16 protein-coding genes are annotated in these 18,683 nt (G+C 67.7%); 3 read left to right on the top strand and 13 right to left on the bottom strand.

What is annotated here, in order from left to right; genetic code table 11:
• Nucleotides 1–296: 296 nt before the first annotated feature.
• The 3 genes from PV682_RS20220 to PV682_RS20210 form a co-directional block, all read right to left on the bottom strand.
• Nucleotides 297–1,202: a LysR family transcriptional regulator gene (locus tag PV682_RS20220; RefSeq protein WP_319731750.1), complete on the bottom strand. Its 906-nt coding sequence runs from the start codon at nucleotides 1,200–1,202 to the stop codon at nucleotides 297–299.
• A gap of 138 nt (nucleotides 1,203–1,340) precedes the next feature.
• Nucleotides 1,341–2,636 (bottom strand): multidrug effflux MFS transporter, encoded by a 1,296-nt coding sequence (locus PV682_RS20215; RefSeq protein ID WP_319731748.1) that lies wholly within the window; start codon nucleotides 2,634–2,636, stop codon nucleotides 1,341–1,343.
• A gap of 115 nt (nucleotides 2,637–2,751) precedes the next feature.
• Nucleotides 2,752–2,949, bottom strand: coding sequence for a tautomerase family protein (locus PV682_RS20210; RefSeq protein ID WP_319731746.1), 198 nt, complete (start codon nucleotides 2,947–2,949; stop codon nucleotides 2,752–2,754).
• Nucleotides 2,950–3,378: 429 nt separating this feature from the next.
• Here PV682_RS20210 and PV682_RS20205 point away from each other — a divergent pair, with 429 nt between their 5' ends.
• A complete protein-coding gene (locus PV682_RS20205) occupies nucleotides 3,379–4,236 on the top strand; it encodes a helix-turn-helix domain-containing protein (protein WP_319731744.1) in 858 nt (285 codons plus the stop codon).
• Between the two features lie 49 nt (nucleotides 4,237–4,285).
• Complete coding sequence (locus PV682_RS20200) at nucleotides 4,286–4,879, top strand: Uma2 family endonuclease (RefSeq protein WP_319731742.1); 594 nt, start codon at nucleotides 4,286–4,288, stop codon at nucleotides 4,877–4,879.
• Nucleotides 4,880–4,890: 11 nt separating this feature from the next.
• On the opposite strand, the gene PV682_RS20195 is transcribed toward PV682_RS20200, so the two are convergent.
• From PV682_RS20195 to PV682_RS20160, 8 genes are all read right to left on the bottom strand, one after another.
• Nucleotides 4,891–5,301, bottom strand: a complete 411-nt coding sequence (locus PV682_RS20195; RefSeq protein ID WP_319731740.1) for a hypothetical protein — start codon at nucleotides 5,299–5,301, stop codon at nucleotides 4,891–4,893.
• Between the two features lie 86 nt (nucleotides 5,302–5,387).
• Nucleotides 5,388–5,774 (bottom strand): hypothetical protein, encoded by a 387-nt coding sequence (locus PV682_RS20190; RefSeq protein ID WP_319731738.1) that lies wholly within the window; start codon nucleotides 5,772–5,774, stop codon nucleotides 5,388–5,390.
• Nucleotides 5,775–5,879: 105 nt separating this feature from the next.
• Nucleotides 5,880–6,989: an acyltransferase family protein gene (locus tag PV682_RS20185; protein WP_319731736.1), complete on the bottom strand. Its 1,110-nt coding sequence runs from the start codon at nucleotides 6,987–6,989 to the stop codon at nucleotides 5,880–5,882.
• 121 nt (nucleotides 6,990–7,110) lie between these two features.
• The gene (gene tuf, locus PV682_RS20180; RefSeq protein ID WP_055719325.1) at nucleotides 7,111–8,304 is read right to left on the bottom strand and encodes an elongation factor Tu; all 1,194 of its coding nucleotides are present in this window, start codon (nucleotides 8,302–8,304) and stop codon (nucleotides 7,111–7,113) included.
• 155 nt (nucleotides 8,305–8,459) lie between these two features.
• A complete protein-coding gene (fusA, locus tag PV682_RS20175; RefSeq protein WP_319731733.1) occupies nucleotides 8,460–10,586 on the bottom strand; it encodes an elongation factor G in 2,127 nt (708 codons plus the stop codon).
• A gap of 39 nt (nucleotides 10,587–10,625) precedes the next feature.
• Nucleotides 10,626–11,096, bottom strand: a complete 471-nt coding sequence (rpsG, locus tag PV682_RS20170; RefSeq protein ID WP_003992340.1) for a 30S ribosomal protein S7 — start codon at nucleotides 11,094–11,096, stop codon at nucleotides 10,626–10,628.
• Between the two features lie 2 nt (nucleotides 11,097–11,098).
• Nucleotides 11,099–11,470: a 30S ribosomal protein S12 gene (gene rpsL, locus PV682_RS20165; protein ID WP_003948652.1), complete on the bottom strand. Its 372-nt coding sequence runs from the start codon at nucleotides 11,468–11,470 to the stop codon at nucleotides 11,099–11,101.
• A gap of 254 nt (nucleotides 11,471–11,724) precedes the next feature.
• A complete protein-coding gene (locus tag PV682_RS20160) occupies nucleotides 11,725–12,720 on the bottom strand; it encodes a glycosyltransferase family 2 protein (protein WP_319731730.1) in 996 nt (331 codons plus the stop codon).
• 72 nt (nucleotides 12,721–12,792) lie between these two features.
• Between PV682_RS20160 and PV682_RS20155 the strand changes: the two genes are divergently transcribed.
• The gene (locus tag PV682_RS20155; RefSeq protein ID WP_319731728.1) at nucleotides 12,793–14,043 is read left to right on the top strand and encodes a glycosyltransferase family 39 protein; all 1,251 of its coding nucleotides are present in this window, start codon (nucleotides 12,793–12,795) and stop codon (nucleotides 14,041–14,043) included.
• A gap of 39 nt (nucleotides 14,044–14,082) precedes the next feature.
• Here the strand turns inward: PV682_RS20155 and PV682_RS20150 are convergent, their stop codons facing one another.
• Both PV682_RS20150 and PV682_RS20145 read right to left on the bottom strand, forming a co-directional pair.
• Nucleotides 14,083–14,631 (bottom strand): DUF1707 and DUF4190 domain-containing protein, encoded by a 549-nt coding sequence (locus tag PV682_RS20150; protein ID WP_407705705.1) that lies wholly within the window; start codon nucleotides 14,629–14,631, stop codon nucleotides 14,083–14,085.
• Between the two features lie 147 nt (nucleotides 14,632–14,778).
• Nucleotides 14,779–18,678, bottom strand: a complete 3,900-nt coding sequence (locus PV682_RS20145; RefSeq protein ID WP_319731726.1) for a DNA-directed RNA polymerase subunit beta' — start codon at nucleotides 18,676–18,678, stop codon at nucleotides 14,779–14,781.
• Between the last annotated feature and the right edge of the window lie 5 nt (nucleotides 18,679–18,683).

Genomic DNA, 18,683 nt, shown 5'->3' with positions numbered 1-18,683 from the left:
CGCGTAGTCGAGTCACATCAAGATTGACGATCATTACCCCTCCGTATATGGCGCAGCGGTTTGCGGGGTGACGAGTGGCATGCGGAATCCATCACCAAAAGAAATCCCGCTATCACCCCGTTAAGCGAACTCCATGGGCCAGCTAGCCATACTCATCGGGCGGCGAAAAGGCGCCGTACGGCAGGGCCTGAAGTTCGACAGCTCCTAACTTACCGCACACCCTCGGACCCACCTTTATGGCCGAGTAAAATCCCCACCACAGGACTTTTGCAGCTTCTTTTCGAGGTACTCGGGTTTTACCGAGCCTCCTGCGCGACCTTCCGGCGAACCTGTGCACTCGTCGCGGTGAGCAATTCCAGCCGACCAGGGTCCGCGTTTTCCCGCACGGCGAGAGACATGCCGACGGCGATGGGGTCCCCGGTGAGCGGCAGCAGCGTGATCCTGCGTGAGGAGACCGCGCCCACCGCGGTCGGGTACACGAGCGTCCAGCCCGCCGCCCCCGCACCGATCTCGGCGAGCGTGTCCTGGAGCCCGGTGGAGACCGGGCCGACGGTCGCCTCGAAGCCCGCCTTGCGGCAGGCGGCGGCGACGGCGTCGAAGAGCACGGGGTTCTCGTTGCGGGACGCCATGCGCAGCGGCAGCCCGGCCAGGTCGGCCAGGTTCAGGCGGCTGCGGCCGGCCAGCGGATGGGAGGCCGCCAGCGCGACCACCAGCGGATCGCGCCACAGGGGAAGGAGCAGCAGGCCAGGGGCGCTTTCGATGCCACGGATGAAGGCCGCGTCCAGCCGCCCGGCGCGTACCTCTTCGAGGCGGGTGGCGGCATCGAGGGTCTGGAACTCGAAGCGGGTGCCGACGCCGCGCTCGGCGAGAGCGTCCAGGAAGTCGTCCAGCCGCTCGCCCAGGGCGGAGCTGATGCCGACGCGGAAGGTGGCCTCGCCCTGCGGGGACAGGCTCCGGGCCTTGGCGGCGAACGCGTCCACGGCCTTCAGGACGTCCCGGGCCTCCGGCAGCAGCGCCTGCCCGAACGGGGTCAGAGTGACGGTACGGCCGGAACGGTCGAAGAGCTGGGCGCGCAACTCGCGCTCCAGCCGGCGCACCTGCTGACTCACCGCGGGCTGGCCTATGTGCAGCCGCTCTGCCGCTCTGCCGAAATGCAGCTCTTCGGCCACCGCGGCGAAGTATTCGATCTGGCGCAGTTCCACAGGGTCCCCGTTTCTCCAGGCGACCCCTTTTTGCCCGATGCGAAATGATCCGCTGCCCGGGATCGCACCGGGGCATTCTCGCACACCGGGCAGTGGCACCCGTCGGCGGACGGGCCGCTCCGGATTCTCGCGGCTCGACTACTCGGCGGCCACTCCCTGGAAATTCCCGGCGCGGTCCCCTTCGCCACACGTTTCGACATTCTTTGTCCGCTCACCGGTCCGCCCGCCGGACGCCTGCCGTGCCGCCAGCGAGAGAAACAGAGCGAAAGCGACGATTCCCACCGCGGAAGCGACGAGCACATACCAGCCCAGAGCGAAGAGATCGCCCGCCGGCAGCCGGCTGGAGATGTAGATTCCGAGCGAGGCGGCCAGCAGCTGGAGCGCGCCCATCAGGCCGGACGCCGAGCCGGCGGTCGAACGGAAGCTCGTCACACCCGCGCTCATCGACAACGGCAGCAGGAAACCGTTCCCATAGGTCATGACCGGCATGAAGACCAGCACCAGCAGGCCCCAGGGCGCACCGACGCCGCTCAGCCCCAGGCCCAGCATCATCAGCGCACCGGCGAGGAAGAATCCGTGGCCCACCCACAGCAGCTGGTTGACCGGCCGCTTCCGGAGCAGGGCACGCGAAGTGAGGTTGCCCGCCACGTAGGCGACCGAGACGGTGATGTAGCAGTAGCTGGTGGTCTCGGTGGCCAGGCCCATCTTCTCGAAGACCAGCGGGGACGCCGCCAGGTAGCCGAAGTAACCGCCGTACGCGACCGCCAGGTTGAGGGTGTACGCCCAGAACAGCGGGCGGGTCAGCAGCGTGGGGTAGCCCTTGAGCGTGGCGGCCAGGTGCTTGCTGCGCCGCTCGGGAGGCAGACTCTCGGGAACCGAGGTGACCATCACGACCAGCGTCACGCATCCGAGCAACGCGGTCACCACGAACGGGGCGCGCCAGGACACGTACGTGGTCAGATAGCCGCCGACCAGCGGGGCGACGGAAGGGGAGACTCCCACGATCGGCATGACCGTGGCGAACATCCGGGCCGCGTCCTTCTCCTCGTACAGATCGCTGATCACGGCCCGGCCGAGCACCATGCCCGAGCCGGCGCCCAGCGCCTGGAGGAGCCGGCCGGCGCCGAACACCTCGACCGTCGGCGCCGCCGCGCACATCAGCGAGGCCAGGACGAACAGGCCGAGCCCGGAGACGATGACGCGCTTGCGCCCGTACGCGTCCGAGACCGGCCCGTAGACCGCCTGCGAGACCGCGATGCCGATCATGAACGCGCTGAACGTCCACTGCACGGACGTGACCGGGGTACCGAAGGCGTGCGCGGTGGCCGGCACGCCCGGCAGATTGATGTCGGAGGCGAACAGGCCGCCGGCGTTCAGCGAGCACAGAACGGCGAGCAGCAACGCGTGGGGCGTGCGTGTCGATGCGGTCTTCATGGCAAGGGACGACTTCCTCGGTTCGGGGCGGGCGACGGGCTCACCCGCCCCGGTGAGCACCGGCTCGGGCGGGTCGAGGCGGGCGGTGCGCCTGCCGTCCGGCGGGCCCTGGCGATCAGCGCTTGGCAGCCCGGGCGGCGAGCGTCTCGCCCGCGATCGACCAGCTGTCGGCGGCGATCTCCTGCACGGTGACCCACACGCTCTCCGGCTTGCTGCCGGTGGCCTTCACGTACGCATCGGTCAGCTCACGGACCAGTTCGGCCTTCTGCTCGGCGGTCTTGCCGGGGGTCTGCTGCACATGGATGAGAGGCATGGCTGTCTCCGGGGATCGAGGGGGACTCCGACGCGCGGTCCCGGTCCGCTGAGCCGGGAAACCGCCGCGGATCAAGTCCAGCACCGGGCCGGTGACCGTCCAAGACGCAATCCGCTCTGGCGACGATCACGAATCGTGATGGGTCCGCGGCCACTTGGGGCACGCCTCACCGGCACGCGGGCAACGGCGTTCCGGTGGGCGGGAGTTCGAGCCGACGCGAGGTCAACCACCAGTAAGTACCGGGGTTGGAAAGTACCCCTCCAAACCCCCTCCACCCCCCGCAGAGCCCGGCGCAAGCTCTCCCCATAGCTTGACACCCCAAAAAGGGCCTGCCCTATGCTCCCGCCAACACCCGAAAAAAGTCGGCCCCCGCCGGGACTCTCAATCCCGAACGAGGGCCTGACCACCTAGGAAGACACAACCTTCCCGATGGCTAAAGAAAACAGTAACGCGCCCTCGTACGCCCACCTCCCCCTCCCCGCCGATTTCTCCCCCCACGGCGTCACCCACGTCACCGTCCGCCACCGCTCCCACTTCACGGTGATCGGCAACCACCTCGCTCAGCACACCGACCTCAGCCTCACGGCGATCGGCCTGGCGACCCACATCCAGTCCCTCCCGCCCGGCACCCGCGTCGACATCAAGACGCTCACCGAGAAGTTCGACGAGGGCGAGGTACGGATCGCCCGCGCGCTACGGGAGCTGGAGGCGTACGGCTACCTCCGCCGGGTACGCCAGCGGCTGGCCTCGGGGCACGTGGTGACACGGACGGTGTCGTACAACAACCCGGGGGCGTACGGAAGCAAGGCCCCCGGCGACGACGACCCACCCGTACCGCCGAAGCCAAAAGCGCAGCCCCCCGTACGCACGGAACCCCCCACCCCGCCCAAACCGAAACCCCCACTCCCCACCCCCACCACGGACAACCCCGAACACACCGCCTCGGCGAAAGCCCTCCTGATCACCCTCCACCTGACGGACGCCCGCCTCCTCCTCCGCCGCAAGGACGTAACGGACCTCACCCCGGCGGTAGCCACCTGGCTGGAGCGCGGCGTCCCCCTGGAAAAGATCCGCACCACCCTCACCACAGCCCTCCCCACCCCCCTCCACCACGCCCCCGCCCTCCTGGCCCACCGCCTCACCGACCACCTCCCCCCACCCCTCCCTCCGACCGCCCCCCGCCCCCACCCGGTCACCACATGCGAAGGCTGCGACCGAGGCATCCGCGCCCCCAAAGGCACCCGCTGCCGCGACTGCCGCCCGACCGAACTCCAGGAGGCCGCCTAGCATGAAAGCGACGATCCTTGCCCCCGGGCAGAGACGAGGAGCGAGCGCCATGACCATCGCACCGGACGACGCGCAGCAGGAAACCTCACGCCATTACCGCGCCATGAGGGACCTCCTCGACTCCATCGACGACACCGTCCCCGGCAAATTCGAGATCACCAAGGAAGGCATCGTCCACAGCATGATGGCGCCCGTCGGACCACACGAACTGACCCTCCTGCGCCTGCGGAAGCGCCTGGAAAAGGTGATGCCGGAGGAGAACGTGGCCCACACGGGCGAGCCCGACGTGGAGGACGAGTCCGAAGGCATCCTGCGTCGCCCCGACCTCATGGTGATCGCTGAGGCGGACATGGAAAGACAAGGAGCTTTCGACCCTCGGACCCTCATCGCCGCCGTCGAAGTCGTCTCCCGCTCCAACCCGGACAACGACTGGGTCACCAAGGTGCGCGACTACCCCCTGATCGGTGTCCCCGTGTACGCCGTCTTCGACCCCCGCACCGCCACAGGCGCAGTCTTCACCGACATCCACCCCACCCCCGAGGGCCCCCGCTACGCCACCCGCAAGGACTTCCTCTACGGCGAGGACGTCACGATCGCCGACTGGACGATCTCCACGGACGGCCTCCCGAGGTACGACGAGTGACAAGGCACCCCTCACCACCCCACCAACACCCCCCGCCAAACCCACCCCGCCCCCACCACGACCCCCGTCAACGCCTCCCGCATCTCCCCCGAGTCGAACCGCTCCCCCGCGCTCCGGACGACCACTCTCCCCGGCCCCCTGCTGTACTTCCGATTCGTCGACACCCCCAAGCTCTCCCACCGCTCCTCCAGCACCCGCACCTCCCCCCGCCCGGCATCGAACCGCATCCGGGTGCGCAGGCGGACGCGGTGGCGGGTGGACCACTCGGCGACGAGGTCGGCCTTCTCGTCGGCGGTGGGTGCGCGGACCGTGAAGGGTACGTCGAGGGCGCGGAGGGAGGCCCGGAGTTCGGGGAGGGGGACCGGCGTCACCCCCGCCGCAGGACGGATCGTGCCCGTGAACTTGTCGCGCAGGCGGCCCATGTCCTCGCACTCCTTCTCAGGGAAGTACAAACATACAAGCGGCCCGGTGGGACCCCCGTTCCCACCGGGCCGCTCAGCGCAAGGGCTCAGTCAGTGATCGTCACGCACGGGAGCCCGACGCTACGGCCGTCGTGCCAGCCCTCGACGCAGATCCGGGTCCCCGGCGGGAAGTTCTGGTTGATGTTCTTGTAGTCGCGGTACGTGGTCCACGCGGGGACGTTCTCGACCTTGGTCCAGAGGTTGATCTGACCGTTCGTGCTCCAGATGTGCGTCTTGATGTCCCGGTTGCTGATGTTGCTGGACCAGACGGACGTCTCGATCTTCCCGACGTACCGGCCGTTCGTGTTGATGGAGAAGCAGGTCTGGTTGTTGCACCACTCCCCGCTGGCCGAGGCGGGTGTGCTGGTCGCGAAGAGCAGCCCGGTCATGGCCGCGGCCGTACCGAGCGCGGCGGCGGTGTTCCTGAAACGCATGGTGGTCCTTCCCCCGACGGAGTTCGACGAACGGCACCACCCTGCTGCGCTCAGGAACCCGAGTCACGCATTTCGAAGTTCCTCAAAACGTCCCCGGCGCGAGGCTCACCCTTTCAGGCGAGCGAACGACGAGTCCAGCCCCCGCTTGACGACCCCCGCCAACGGCCGCTCCACGACCCGGTGCACACCCCAGCTCAGCACCATGAACCCGGCGAGGACGACACAGATCAGCAGCCGCGCGTCGAGATCGTCCCGGAGCCGGCTGATCAGCGTCGTACCGGCGGCGTAGTGCAGCAGGTACAGGGGATACGTGATCGCCCCGGCGGTCACCAGCCACTTCCCCCGCACCCAGTCCAGCTTGCCCAGCGCGATGGCGACCATGACGAGCAGGAACACGGTGAAGATGAGCACCGCCCCACGCCACCCGGACACCCCCTCGACGTTGTCGACGCGATGCCCGATCTCCTTCTGCCCCATCAGCCAGGCCATCCCGAGGATGCCCCACAGGAGCAGGTCCTGCCCGAACCGGTACATGAGATACAGCGCGAGCCCGGCGATGAAGTACCAGGCCCCGTCGGGATTGGCGATCAGCGAGAACAGCGGCCACCCGGCGGACGGCGCGAGCATCGCGGCGGCCCCCCACAGACAGCAGAAGAGCACAACCCGCCGATAACTGAGCCCGACCGCGACGACCACCAGGAACAGGAGGTAGAACCGGAGTTCGGCCCACAGCGTCCAGTACACCCCGTCGACATTGGCGACCCGCGACCCGGACTGGAGCATCGTGAGGTTGACGAGCACATCCCGCGGAGCGAGCCTCTCCCAGACCCCGGGAAACGCGGCCAGCACCCCGGTCGTGAAGAGGACCGCGAACCAGTACGCGGGGTACAGCCGGATCACCCGGGAGACGAAGAACTGCCGGGGCGTCCGCCCCCAGCAGGACATGCAGATCACGAACCCGCTGATGACGAAGAAGATCTCGACGCCGATCCAGCCGTACGAGGCGACCCGGAACACGCCCGGCATGATCTCGGAGACGGGCCGGTCCCAGATCGGGTTGCCGGGCCGGTCGGCCCGCGCGGTCCCCGCGAAGTGGTGCAGCGCGACGAAGAGCGCCGCGAACAGCCGCAGCCCGTCGAGGACGTACAGCCGGGGACGCCGCACCGGCACGGACACCGACGGCTGTGAACGCTGAGTGAAGGTCAGGCCAGTCATTGCCCGTCACCTTACGGAGCGCCCGTAACTCAAGGTGAACGGAAAGAGAAAACCCGTACGACCGAAGTCGTACGGGTTTTCCCAGTGGCCCGAAAGCCAGTGGCCCGAAAGCCGGTAAGAACTAGGCCTTGATCTTGGTGACCTGGCCGGCGCCCACGGTACGACCACCCTCACGGATGGCGAACTTGAGGCCCTCCTCCATGGCGACGGGCTGGATCAGCTCGACGGTCATGTCGGTGTTGTCGCCGGGCATGACCATCTCGGTGCCCTCGGGGAGGGTCACGACGCCGGTCACGTCCGTCGTACGGAAGTAGAACTGCGGACGGTAGTTGTTGAAGAAGGGGGTGTGACGGCCACCCTCGTCCTTCGACAGGATGTACGCCGTGGCCTCGAAGGAGGTGTGCGGCGTGACCGAGCCCGGCTTGATGATGACCTGGCCGCGCTCGACGTCCTCGCGCTTGATGCCACGGAGGAGCAGACCGACGTTCTCACCGGCCTGGCCCTCGTCGAGCAGCTTGCGGAACATCTCGATACCGGTGACCGTGGTGGTGGTCTTCTCGGTCTTGATGCCGATGATGTCGACGGTCTCGTTGACCTTGAGGACACCACGCTCGATACGACCGGTGACGACGGTGCCACGGCCGGTGATCGTGAAGACGTCCTCGATCGGCATCAGGAACGGCTTGTCGACGTCACGCTCGGGCTGCGGGATGGACTCGTCGACGGCCTTCATCAGGTCGAGGACGGACTTGCCCCACTCCGCGTCGCCCTCGAGGGCCTTGAGCGCGGAGACCTTGACGACCGGCAGGTCGTCGCCCGGGAACTCGTACTCGGAGAGGAGCTCACGGACCTCGAGCTCGACGAGCTCCAGGATCTCCTCGTCGTCCACCATGTCGGCCTTGTTCAGCGCGACGACGATGTAGGGGACGCCGACCTGGCGGGCCAGGAGGACGTGCTCCTTCGTCTGCGGCATCGGGCCGTCGGTGGCGGCGACCACGAGGATCGCGCCGTCCATCTGCGCGGCACCCGTGATCATGTTCTTGATGTAGTCCGCGTGACCCGGGCAGTCGACGTGGGCGTAGTGACGCGCCTCGGTCTGGTACTCGACGTGCGCGATGGAGATGGTGATACCGCGCTGACGCTCTTCCGGCGCCTTGTCGATGTTGTCGAACGCGGTGGCCTCGTTCAGGTCCGGGTACGCGTCGTGCAGCACCTTGGTAATGGCGGCCGTGAGGGTCGTCTTACCGTGGTCGATGTGACCGATGGTGCCGATGTTGACGTGCGGCTTAGTCCGCTCGAACTTCGCCTTCGCCACTGGGGTCCTCCTGAAGTGGTTCTGTACGCCTTGGGTTCATCGGCGCCAGGTGATCTTTGCTGTTGGGTCCCGGGCCCCGGGCCTTATCCCCGCGAATGCGGAGGAAAGGCCCGTGAGACACCGGGGTCAAGCCTACGGCGTGGAAACGCGGTGCGTTACTCGCCCTTGGCCTTCGCGATGATCTCCTCGGCGACGTTCCGCGGAACCTCGGCGTAGGAGTCGAACTGCATGGAGTAGCTGGCCCGGCCGGACGTCTTGCTGCGCAGGTCGCCGACGTAACCGAACATCTCCGAGAGGGGCACGAGGCCCTTCACGACGCGGGCACCGGCCCGCTCCTCCATGGCCTGGATCTGGCCACGGCGGGAGTTGATGTCGCCGATGACCTCACCCATGTAGTCCTCGGGAGTGGTCACCTCCACGGACATCATCGGCTCCAGGAGGACGGGACCGGCCTTGCGGGCGGCCTCCTTGAACGCCTGGGAACCGGCGATCTTGAACGCCAGCTCGGAGGAGTCGACCTCGTGGTAGCCACCGTCGAGCAGCGTGACGCGGACACCCGTCATCTCGTAGCCCGCGAGGATGCCGAACTGCATGGCCTCCTGAGCACCGGCGTCCACCGAAGGGATGTACTCCTTCGGGATACGGCCACCGGTGACCTTGTTCACGAACTCGTACGACGTGTCGCCGCCCTCGATCGGCTCGATCGAGATCTGCACCTTCGCGAACTGACCGGTACCACCGGTCTGCTTCTTGTGCGTGTAGTCGACCCGGTCGACGACCTTGCGGATCGTCTCACGGTAGGCGACCTGCGGCTTGCCGACGTTGGCCTCGACCTTGAACTCACGGCGCATACGGTCGACGAGCACCTCGAGGTGCAGCTCGCCCATGCCGCCGATGATGGTCTGGCCGGTCTCCTCGTCCGAGTGGACCTGGAAGGAGGGGTCCTCCTCCGCGAGACGCTGGATCGCGATGCCCAGCTTCTCCTGGTCGCCCTTGGACTTGGGCTCGATCGCGACCTGGATGACCGGCGCCGGGAAGTCCATGGACTCCAGGATCACCGGGCTCTTGTCGTCGCACAGCGTCTCACCGGTGGTGGTCTGCTTCAGGCCCATGACGGCGACGATGTCGCCGGCGCCCACCGCGTCGATCTCCTCACGCTTGTTCGCGTGCATGCGGTAGATCTTGCCGATGCGCTCCTTCTTGCCCTTGACGGAGTTCAGCACGGCGGTGCCGGACTCCAGGCGGCCCGAGTAGACCCGGACGAAGGTGAGCTTGCCGAGGTGCGGGTCGCTCATGATCTTGAACGCGAGCGCGGAGAGCGGCTCGTCGTCCGACGGCTTGCGCTTGACGACCTCGTCCGGGTTGTTGACGGCGTGGCCCTCGATGGCCTCGACGTCGAGCGGAGTCGGCAGGTAGCGCACGACCGCGTCGAGCAGGGGCTGGACGCCCTTGTTCTTGAACGCGGTGCCGCAGAACACGGGGGTGACCGTCACGCCGTCGGACTTGCCGGAGGCGATGGTGATCTTGCGGATCGCGGCGTAGAGCTGCTCCTCGGACGGCTCCTGGCCCTCCAGGAAGAGCTCCATGATCTCGTCGTCGTAGTCGGCGACGGCCTCGATCAGCTTGTTGCGGTACTCGTCCGCGGCCTCGGTGTGCGTGGCGGGGATGTCGACGACGTCGTACATCTCGCCCTTCGCCGCCTCCGCCGACCACACGAGCGCCTTCATGCGGACGAGGTCCACGACGCCCTGGAAGTCGGCCTCGGCGCCGATCGGGAGCTGCATGACGAGCGGGACGGCGCCCAGGCGGTCCGAGATCATGTCCACGCAGCGGTGGAACTCGGCGCCGGTACGGTCCAGCTTGTTCACGAAGCAGATGCGCGGCACGCCGTAACGGTCGGCCTGACGCCACACCGTCTCGGACTGCGGCTCCACACCGGCGACACCGTCGAACACCGTGACAGCGCCGTCGAGCACGCGGAGCGAACGCTCCACCTCGACCGTGAAGTCGACGTGCCCGGGGGTGTCGATGATGTTGATCGTGTAGTCGTTGTCCTCAAGCGGCCAGTGACAGGTGGTGGCAGCAGAGGTGATCGTGATGCCACGCTCCTGCTCCTGCTCCATCCAGTCCATCGTGGCGGCGCCGTCGTGGACCTCACCGATCTTGTAGCTGACGCCGGTGTAGAAGAGGATCCGCTCGGTGGTGGTCGTCTTGCCCGCGTCGATGTGGGCCATGATCCCGATGTTGCGGACCTTGGCCAGGTCAAGTGAAGTGGTAGCCATGAGGGCTCGGTCTTCTCTCGGTCTCGATGGGGGTAGCGACTACCAGCGGTAGTGCGCGAAGGCCTTGTTGGACTCGGCCATCTTGTGCGTGTCCTCGCGCTTCTTGACGGCCGCACCGAGGCCGTTCGAAGCGTCGAGAAGCTCGTTGAGCAGGCGCTCGGTCATGGTCTTCTCGCGACGGGCGCGGGAGTAGCCGACGAGCCAGCGCAGCGCGAGCGTGTTGGCGCGACCGGGCTTGACCTCGATCGGGACCTGGTACGTCGCACCACCGACACGGCGGGACTTGACTTCGAGCGTCGGCTTGATGTTCTCCAGCGCGCGCTTCAGCGTGATGATCGGGTCGTTGCCCGTCTTCTCACGCAGACCCTCCATGGCGCCGTAGACGATGCGCTCGGCGGTGGAGCGCTTGCCGTTCAGCAGCACCTTGTTGATGAGGGAGGTCACCAGGGGGGAGCCGTAAACCGGGTCGATGATGACCGGGCGCTTCGGGGCGGGGCCCTTACGAGGCATTCTTACTTCTCCTTCTTGGCGCCGTAGCGGCTGCGGGCCTGCTTGCGGTTCTTGACACCCTGGGTGTCGAGGGAACCGCGGATGATCTTGTAGCGAACACCGGGCAGGTCCTTCACACGGCCACCACGCACGAGCACGATGGAGTGCTCCTGCAGGTTGTGTCCCTCACCCGGAATGTAAGCGGTGACCTCGATCCCGCTGGTCAGACGCACACGCGCGACCTTACGCAGGGCCGAGTTCGGCTTCTTCGGGGTGGTCGTGAACACACGCGTGCAGACGCCACGGCGCTGAGGGGAACCCTCGAGTGCGGGCGTCTTGTTCTTCTCGACCTTGTCCTGCCGGCCCTTGCGGACCAGCTGCTGGATCGTAGGCACTACTTCTCCGGTTTCTGTGTGCCGATGGTGAAGCTAACCTGGAACGTCGCCGACCCACGCGGTCGGGTGTGTCGGATCCGGCGGACCCCCGCCGCGAGGCGGGAAGAGGCGTGGATCTCGGTGGCCGTACACGGCCCGTGTGCGGTTGAAGGCACGCACAGGAGCCAGGGCACACCCCAGGCACAAGGTCTGAGCGTACCCAGCACACCGACTTCGGTCAAAACGAATACGCAGGGCACGACACGCCGGTGATTTCAGGACTTCGTGCGGACGTCGGCATCCGCGTGGGTATCACCGGCCACGAAGTACGTCGGCCGGTTCTGCACGGCCGTATAGATCCGCCCCACGTACTCCCCCAGCAGCCCCACGCACACCAGCTGCACCGCCCCGATGAACAGCACCCCGATGAACAGCGACGTCCACCCCGGCACCGTCTCCTCGTACGCGTGCGCCCACAGCGTGTAGCCGATCAGGCCCAGGCACACCAGGAACGCGAACCCGCCGAGCCACGTCGCGATCCGCAGGGGCGCCGCCGAGAAGCCGGTCACGCTGTCCACCGCCAGCCGGATCATCCGCCCCAGCGGGTACTTGCTGTGCCCCGCCGCGCGCGCCTCCCGCTCGTACGTCACCTCGCCGCTCGGGAAGCCCAGCCAGGGCACCAGCAGCCGGTACACCCGCTGCTGGTCCGGCAGCGCCTTCAGGGCGTCCACGGCGGCCCGGCTGAGCAGCCGGAAGTCACCGGCCTGCGCGGGCACGGAGGGGCCCGCCAGGCGCCGTACGAGGCGGTAGTAGAGGGACGCCGTCCAGCGCTTGAAGCCGGTGTCGGTGGCGCGGTCGGCGCGGATGCCGTACACGATGTCGAGGCCCTCGCCGCGCGCCAGGTCCAGCATCTCCGGGATCTTCTCCGGGGGGTCCTGGAGGTCGGCGTCGATACTGACGGTGTAGGCGCCGAGCGAGCGGTCGAGACCGGCGGTCAGCGCGGCCTGGTGACCGGAGTTCCGCCTGAGCGTGATCACCCTCAGCTCGGGCCAGCCCAGCCGGAAGGCGTCCAGGAGGACGGCCGTACGGTCCGCGCTTCCGTCGTCGACCGCGACGACCTCGTACGCCACCCCCATCGCGTCCAGAACCGGTCGCAGCCGGTTCACCAGCGCGGGGAGCGCGTCCTCTTCGTTGAACATCGGAACGACGACCGAGAGCACGACCGGCTCGCCCGGTATGCCATCGTCCTGTCTGTCGTCTGCTGGGTCCACGCGCCCCTCCCGAACCTGTGGAGCGGATGTGCGACTCTGGTGCGATCTTATGCCTAGGGGGGAACCCATCGAATGAGTACCACCGCGACCGACTCCGTGGTGACGGCGCCGAAGCCACCGCGCCGCTTCGCGGTGCCCGACGGGGTACGACCGTACCTTCCCGCGCTCGCGCTGTACGGCGTGTGCAAGCTGGTCGGGCTGACCGTCTTCGCGTACCTCCTGGAGTGGACCGGGGACTACAAGACCAAGGATCCCCGCTTCGGCGGCGGCGCGCACTGGTGGGACGTCCTCGCCACCTGGGACGGCTGGTGGTACCTCCAGGTCGCCGAAAAGGGGTACGACCCGAAGCCCCTCCAGCACCTCGCGCCCGGCGGCATGTTCACCGTCCAGCAGGACTCGGTCGCCTTCTTCCCCCTCTTCCCCGCCCTGATCCGCGGCACCTCGGAGATCACCGGCCTCGGCCTCTACGGCTCCGCGATCCTCGTCTCCGTCATCAGCTCCTTCGTCGCCGCGGCCGGCATCTACGCGGTGGTCTCCCTGCTGGCCGGCCCCCGCGCCGGCACGATCGCCGCGGGCCTGTGGGCCATCCTCCCCGGCGCCGGCGTCGAGTGGGCCGTCTACTCCGAGTCCCTCTTCGTCGCCATCGCCTCCTGGACCTGCTGGTGCGTGATGAAACGCCGCTGGGTCGCGGCGGGGCTCCTCGCCTTCCTCGCCGGCCTGAACCGCCCCACGTCCGCCGCCCTGATCGGCGCGGTGGGGCTGGCGGCGCTGGTGACGCTCGCCCGGCGCGAGACCCGCCGGGAACACGGCATCGCCGGACCCGTGTACGCGATGATCGCGGCGCCGATGGGGCTGCTGACGTACATCACCTGGGTCGGCCTCAGCATGGGCGACCTCACCGCCTACTTCACCCTCCAACGCGAGGGCTGGGCGCACTACTTCGACTTCGGGGCGTACACCTTCGACGTCCTGCGCAACACGGCGGTCGGCAAGACGGACTACCTGTTCGCCTTCCCCACGCCGGACCTGATCGCCGTCCTGCTGGTCCTGACCCTCCCGTTCCTCATCGCCCTCATGCTCCGCGCGAAACCCCCACTGGTCCTGGTCGCCTACACACTGGCCTCGATCATCACAGTCCTGGGCACCCAGCAGATGTTCGCCAACACCCCCCGCTACCTCCTCCCGGCGTTCCCCCTGCTCCTGGCCCCGGCGATGGCGCTGGGCCGCTTGAGGTGGACGACACTGGCAACGCTGTTCGGGACGTTCGCGGTGGCGTCGGGCTGGTACGCGCACTACTTGATGTTCGAGTTGGGGATTCCGTAAAGCGCCAACGCACCCCAGCCCTCTCCCCGGCCTGCCCCCCTACGCCGCGATCAGCACCATCAGCAACATGAACGCGGCCCACCCGGCGATGGACAGCCACCCGAGGATGATCCCCGTCATGGCGAACCCCTCGCCGCCCTCCCCGGTCCGCTGGATCTCGCTCCGAGCCGAGTGCCCAAGAATCACCGCGGGAATCCCCGTCAGCCCCATCGTCATGGTCGTCAGCACCCCGCACACCAGCGCCCCCACGGCCTTCCCGTTGGTCGGCGGCGCGGGCATCGGCCGGAACGTCCGCGGCACATACCCCTGCGGCGGCCCGAACTGCTGCACAGGCGCGGGCCCCTGCGGCAGATCGGCGACGATCAGCGACAGCTCCCCCACGGTCCGGGCCTGATACGCCCGGGCAACCCGCTTCTCCAGCTCATCCGCCTGCAACCGCCCCTCACTGAACCCGGCCCGCAGCACATCCACGGCCCGCTCCCGGTCAGCCGTGGACGCCAGCATCCCCTGCTGCGCCCCCGGAAGACCTTGCTGCCCACCCTGCCCCTGAGCCGGCTGCCACGGCTGCCACGGCGTCGGATACGACACGGGACCTCCCCCGGACGGCACTTCTCTTACCCCTATCATCCCCCAACGCCCGAGACGCGCGCATGGTTCCACACCCCCGCATGCAAAGCCGAAGGGCGGCCACCCCGGAAGGGGTGACCGCCCTCAAGCACTGCCGAGCCCTACGGCCTACTGGTTGTAAGGCCCGTAGTCGTAGTCCTCCAGCGGAACAGCCTGGCCGGACCCGGTGCCGAACGGCGAGTAGTCGATGTCGTCGTACCCGACGGCCGAGTACATCGCGGCCTTGGCCTCCTCGGTCGGCTCCACCCGGATGTTGCGGTAGCGGGAGAGCCCCGTACCGGCCGGGATGAGCTTACCGATGATGACGTTCTCCTTGAGGCCGATGAGGGAGTCGGACTTGGCGTTGATCGCCGCGTCCGTGAGCACCCTCGTCGTCTCCTGGAAGGAGGCGGCCGACAGCCAGGACTCCGTGGCCAGCGAGGCCTTGGTGATACCCATGAGCTGCGGACGGCCGGAGGCGGGGTGACCGCCTTCCTGGACGACCCGGCGGTTCTCGGTCTCGAACTTCGACCGCTCGACCAGCTCGCCCGGCAGGAGCTCCGCGTCGCCGGACTCGATGATCGTCACCCGGCGCAGCATCTGCCGGATGATGATCTCGATGTGCTTGTCGTGGATCGACACGCCCTGCGAGTTGTAGACCTTCTGGACCTCGCCGACCAGGTGGACCTGGACGGCACGCTGACCGAGGATGCGCAGCACGTCGTGGGGGTTGGTCGCGCCGACCGTGAGCTTCTGGCCCACCTCGACGTGCTCACCCTCACTGACCAGCAGACGCGCACGCTTCGAGATCGGGAACGCCGTCTCGTCGCTGCCGTCGTCCGGCGTGATGACGATCTTCTTGGTCTTCTCGGTCTCCTCGATCCGCACGCGGCCCTGGGCCTCGGAGATCGGGGCGACACCCTTGGGCGTACGGGCCTCGAAGAGCTCGACGACACGGGGCAGACCCTGGGTGATGTCGTCACCGGCCACACCACCGGTGTGGAAGGTACGCATCGTCAGCTGGGTACCGGGCTCACCGATGGACTGCGCGGCGATGATGCCGACCGCCTCACCGATGTCGACCAGCTTGCCGGTCGCGAGGGAGCGGCCGTAGCACATGGCACAGGTGCCGACGTGCGACTCGCAGGTCAGGATCGAGCGGGTCTTGACCTCCTCGATGCCGTGCAGGACCAGCTCGTCGATGAGGACGTCGCCGAGGTCGGTGTTGGCCGGGGCCAGCACACGGCCGTCGACGGTGATGTCCTCGGCGAGCATCCGGGCGTACACGGACGTCTCGACGTTGCCCGTCTTGCGCAGCACGCCGTCCTCGCCGCGCTCGGCGATGGCCAGCTTGAGGCCGCGGTCGGTGCCGCAGTCCTCCTCGCGGATGATGACGTCCTGCGAGACGTCCACCAGACGACGGGTGAGGTAACCCGAGTCGGCGGTACGCAGGGCGGTGTCGGCGAGACCCTTACGGGCACCGTGCGTGGAGATGAAGTACTCCAGCACGGACAGGCCCTCACGGAACGACGCCTTGATCGGACGCGGGATGGTCTCGTTCTTCGCGTTCGACACCAGACCACGCATACCGGCGATCTGCCGCATCTGCATCATGTTTCCTCGGGCACCCGAGTCAACCATCATGAAGATGGGGTTCGTCTTGGGGAAGTTCGCGTTCATCGCCTCGGCGACCTCGTTGGTCGCCTGCGTCCAGATCTGGATGAGCTCCTGGGTGCGCTCTTCCTTGGTGATCAGACCGCGCTCGTACTGCTTCTGGACCTTCTCGTCCTTGGCCTCGTACCCGGCGACGATCTCCTTCTTCGCCTCGGGGACGACCACGTCGGAGATGGCGACGGTGACACCGGAACGGGTCGCCCAGTGGAAGCCGGCCGCCTTCAGGTTGTCCAGCGTCGCGGCGACGATCACCTTGGGGTAGCGCTCGGCGAGGTCGTTGACGATCTCGGAGAGCTGCTTCTTGCCCACCGAGTAGTCGACGAACGGGTAGTCCTCGGGCAGCAGCTCGTTGAAGAGCGCGCGGCCCAGCGTGGTGCGCAGCCGGAAGCTGTCGCCCTGCTGCCACTCCGGCTCGTCCGCCTCGCGCACCGGCGGCGTCCAGCCACGCGGCGGGATGGTGCCCACCGGGAAGCGGATGTCGACCGGCGACTGGAGAGCGAGCTCCCCGGCGTCGAACGCCATGATCGCCTCGGGCACCGAGGAGAAGGAGCGGTCCTCGCCCTTGGTGTCGCGCAGCTCGCCGTCGGTGGTGAGGAAGAACAGACCGAGGACCATGTCCTGGGTCGGCATCGTCACCGGACGCCCGTCGGCGGGCTTGAGGATGTTGTTCGAGGACAGCATCAGGATGCGCGCCTCGGCCTGCGCCTCCGCGGAGAGCGGCAGGTGGACGGCCATCTGGTCACCGTCGAAGTCCGCGTTGAACGCGGTGCACACGAGCGGGTGGATCTGGATGGCCTTGCCCTCGACGAGCTGCGGCTCGAAGGCCTGGATGCCGAGGCGGTGCAGGGTGGGCGCACGGTTCAGCAGCACCGGGTGCTCGGCGATGACCTCTTCGAGGACGTCGTACACGACGGTGCGGCCACGCTCGACCATCCGCTTGGCGGACTTGATGTTCTGCGCGTGGTTGAGGTCCACGAGCCGCTTCATGACGAACGGCTTGAAGAGCTCGAGGGCCATCGCCTTCGGCAGACCGCACTGGTGCAGCTTGAGCTGCGGACCGACGACGATCACGGAACGCGCGGAGTAGTCCACACGCTTGCCGAGCAGGTTCTGACGGAAACGACCCTGCTTCCCCTTCAGCATGTCGCTGAGGGACTTCAGCGGACGGTTGCCGGGGCCCGTGACCGGGCGGCCACGACGGCCGTTGTCGAAGAGGGCGTCCACGGCCTCCTGGAGCATGCGCTTCTCGTTGTTCACGATGATCTCGGGCGCGCCGAGGTCGAGAAGCCGCTTCAGGCGGTTGTTGCGGTTGATGACACGGCGGTACAGGTCGTTCAGGTCGGAGGTCGCGAAGCGGCCACCGTCCAGCTGCACCATCGGGCGGAGGTCCGGCGGGATGACCGGCACGCAGTCCAGGACCATGCCCTTGGGGCTGTTGGAGGTCTGGAGGAACGCGGAGACGACCTTGAGGCGCTTGAGCGCACGGGTCTTCTTCTGGCCCTTGCCGGTGCGGATGATCTCGCGGAGGCGCTCGGCCTCCTCTTCGAGGTCGAAGGACTCCAGGCGCTTCTGGAGCGCGGCGGCGCCCATCGAGCCGTCGAAGTAGGTGCCGAACCGGTCGCGCAGCTCGCGGTAGAGCAGCTCGTCGCCCTCCAGGTCCTGGACCTTGAGGTTCTTGAACCGGGTCCAGACCTCGTCGAGGCGGTCGATCTCGCGCTGCGAGCGGTCGCGCAGCTGCTTCATCTCGCGCTCGGCGCCTTCGCGCACCTTGCGGCGCACGTCGGACTTGGCGCCCTCGGCCTCCAGCTCGGCCAGGTCGCCTTCCAGCTTCTTGGCGCGAGCCTCCAGGTCGGAGTCCCGGCGGTTCTCGATCTGCTGCCGCTCGACCGAGACGTGCGCCTCCAGGGAGGGCAGGTCACGGGTACGGCGCTCGTCGTCGACGTACGTGATCATGTACGCCGCGAAGTAGATGACCTTCTCCAGGTCCTTCGGGGCGAGGTCGAGCAGGTAGCCCAGGCGCGACGGGACGCCCTTGAAGTACCAGATGTGGGTGACGGGAGCGGCCAGCTCGATGTGGCCCATCCGCTCACGGCGCACCTTGGCGCGGGTGACCTCGACGCCACAGCGCTCACAGATGATGCCCTTGAAGCGGACGCGCTTGTACTTGCCGCAGTAGCACTCCCAGTCCCGGGTGGGGCCGAAGATCTTCTCGCAGAAGAGCCCGTCCTTTTCCGGCTTCAGGGTGCGGTAGTTGATCGTCTCGGGCTTCTTGACCTCGCCGTGGCTCCACTGACGGATGTCGTCCGCGGTGGCCAGGCCGATCCGAAGCTCGTCGAAGAAGTTGACGTCGAGCACTATGC

It is taken from the genome of Streptomyces niveiscabiei (genome assembly GCF_033794345.1).
GTDB classification, from domain to species: Bacteria; Actinomycetota; Actinomycetes; order Streptomycetales; family Streptomycetaceae; genus Streptomyces; species Streptomyces niveiscabiei.
Note: the sequence above shows the minus strand (reverse complement) of the source record. Positions and strands in the feature narration are given on the sequence as shown.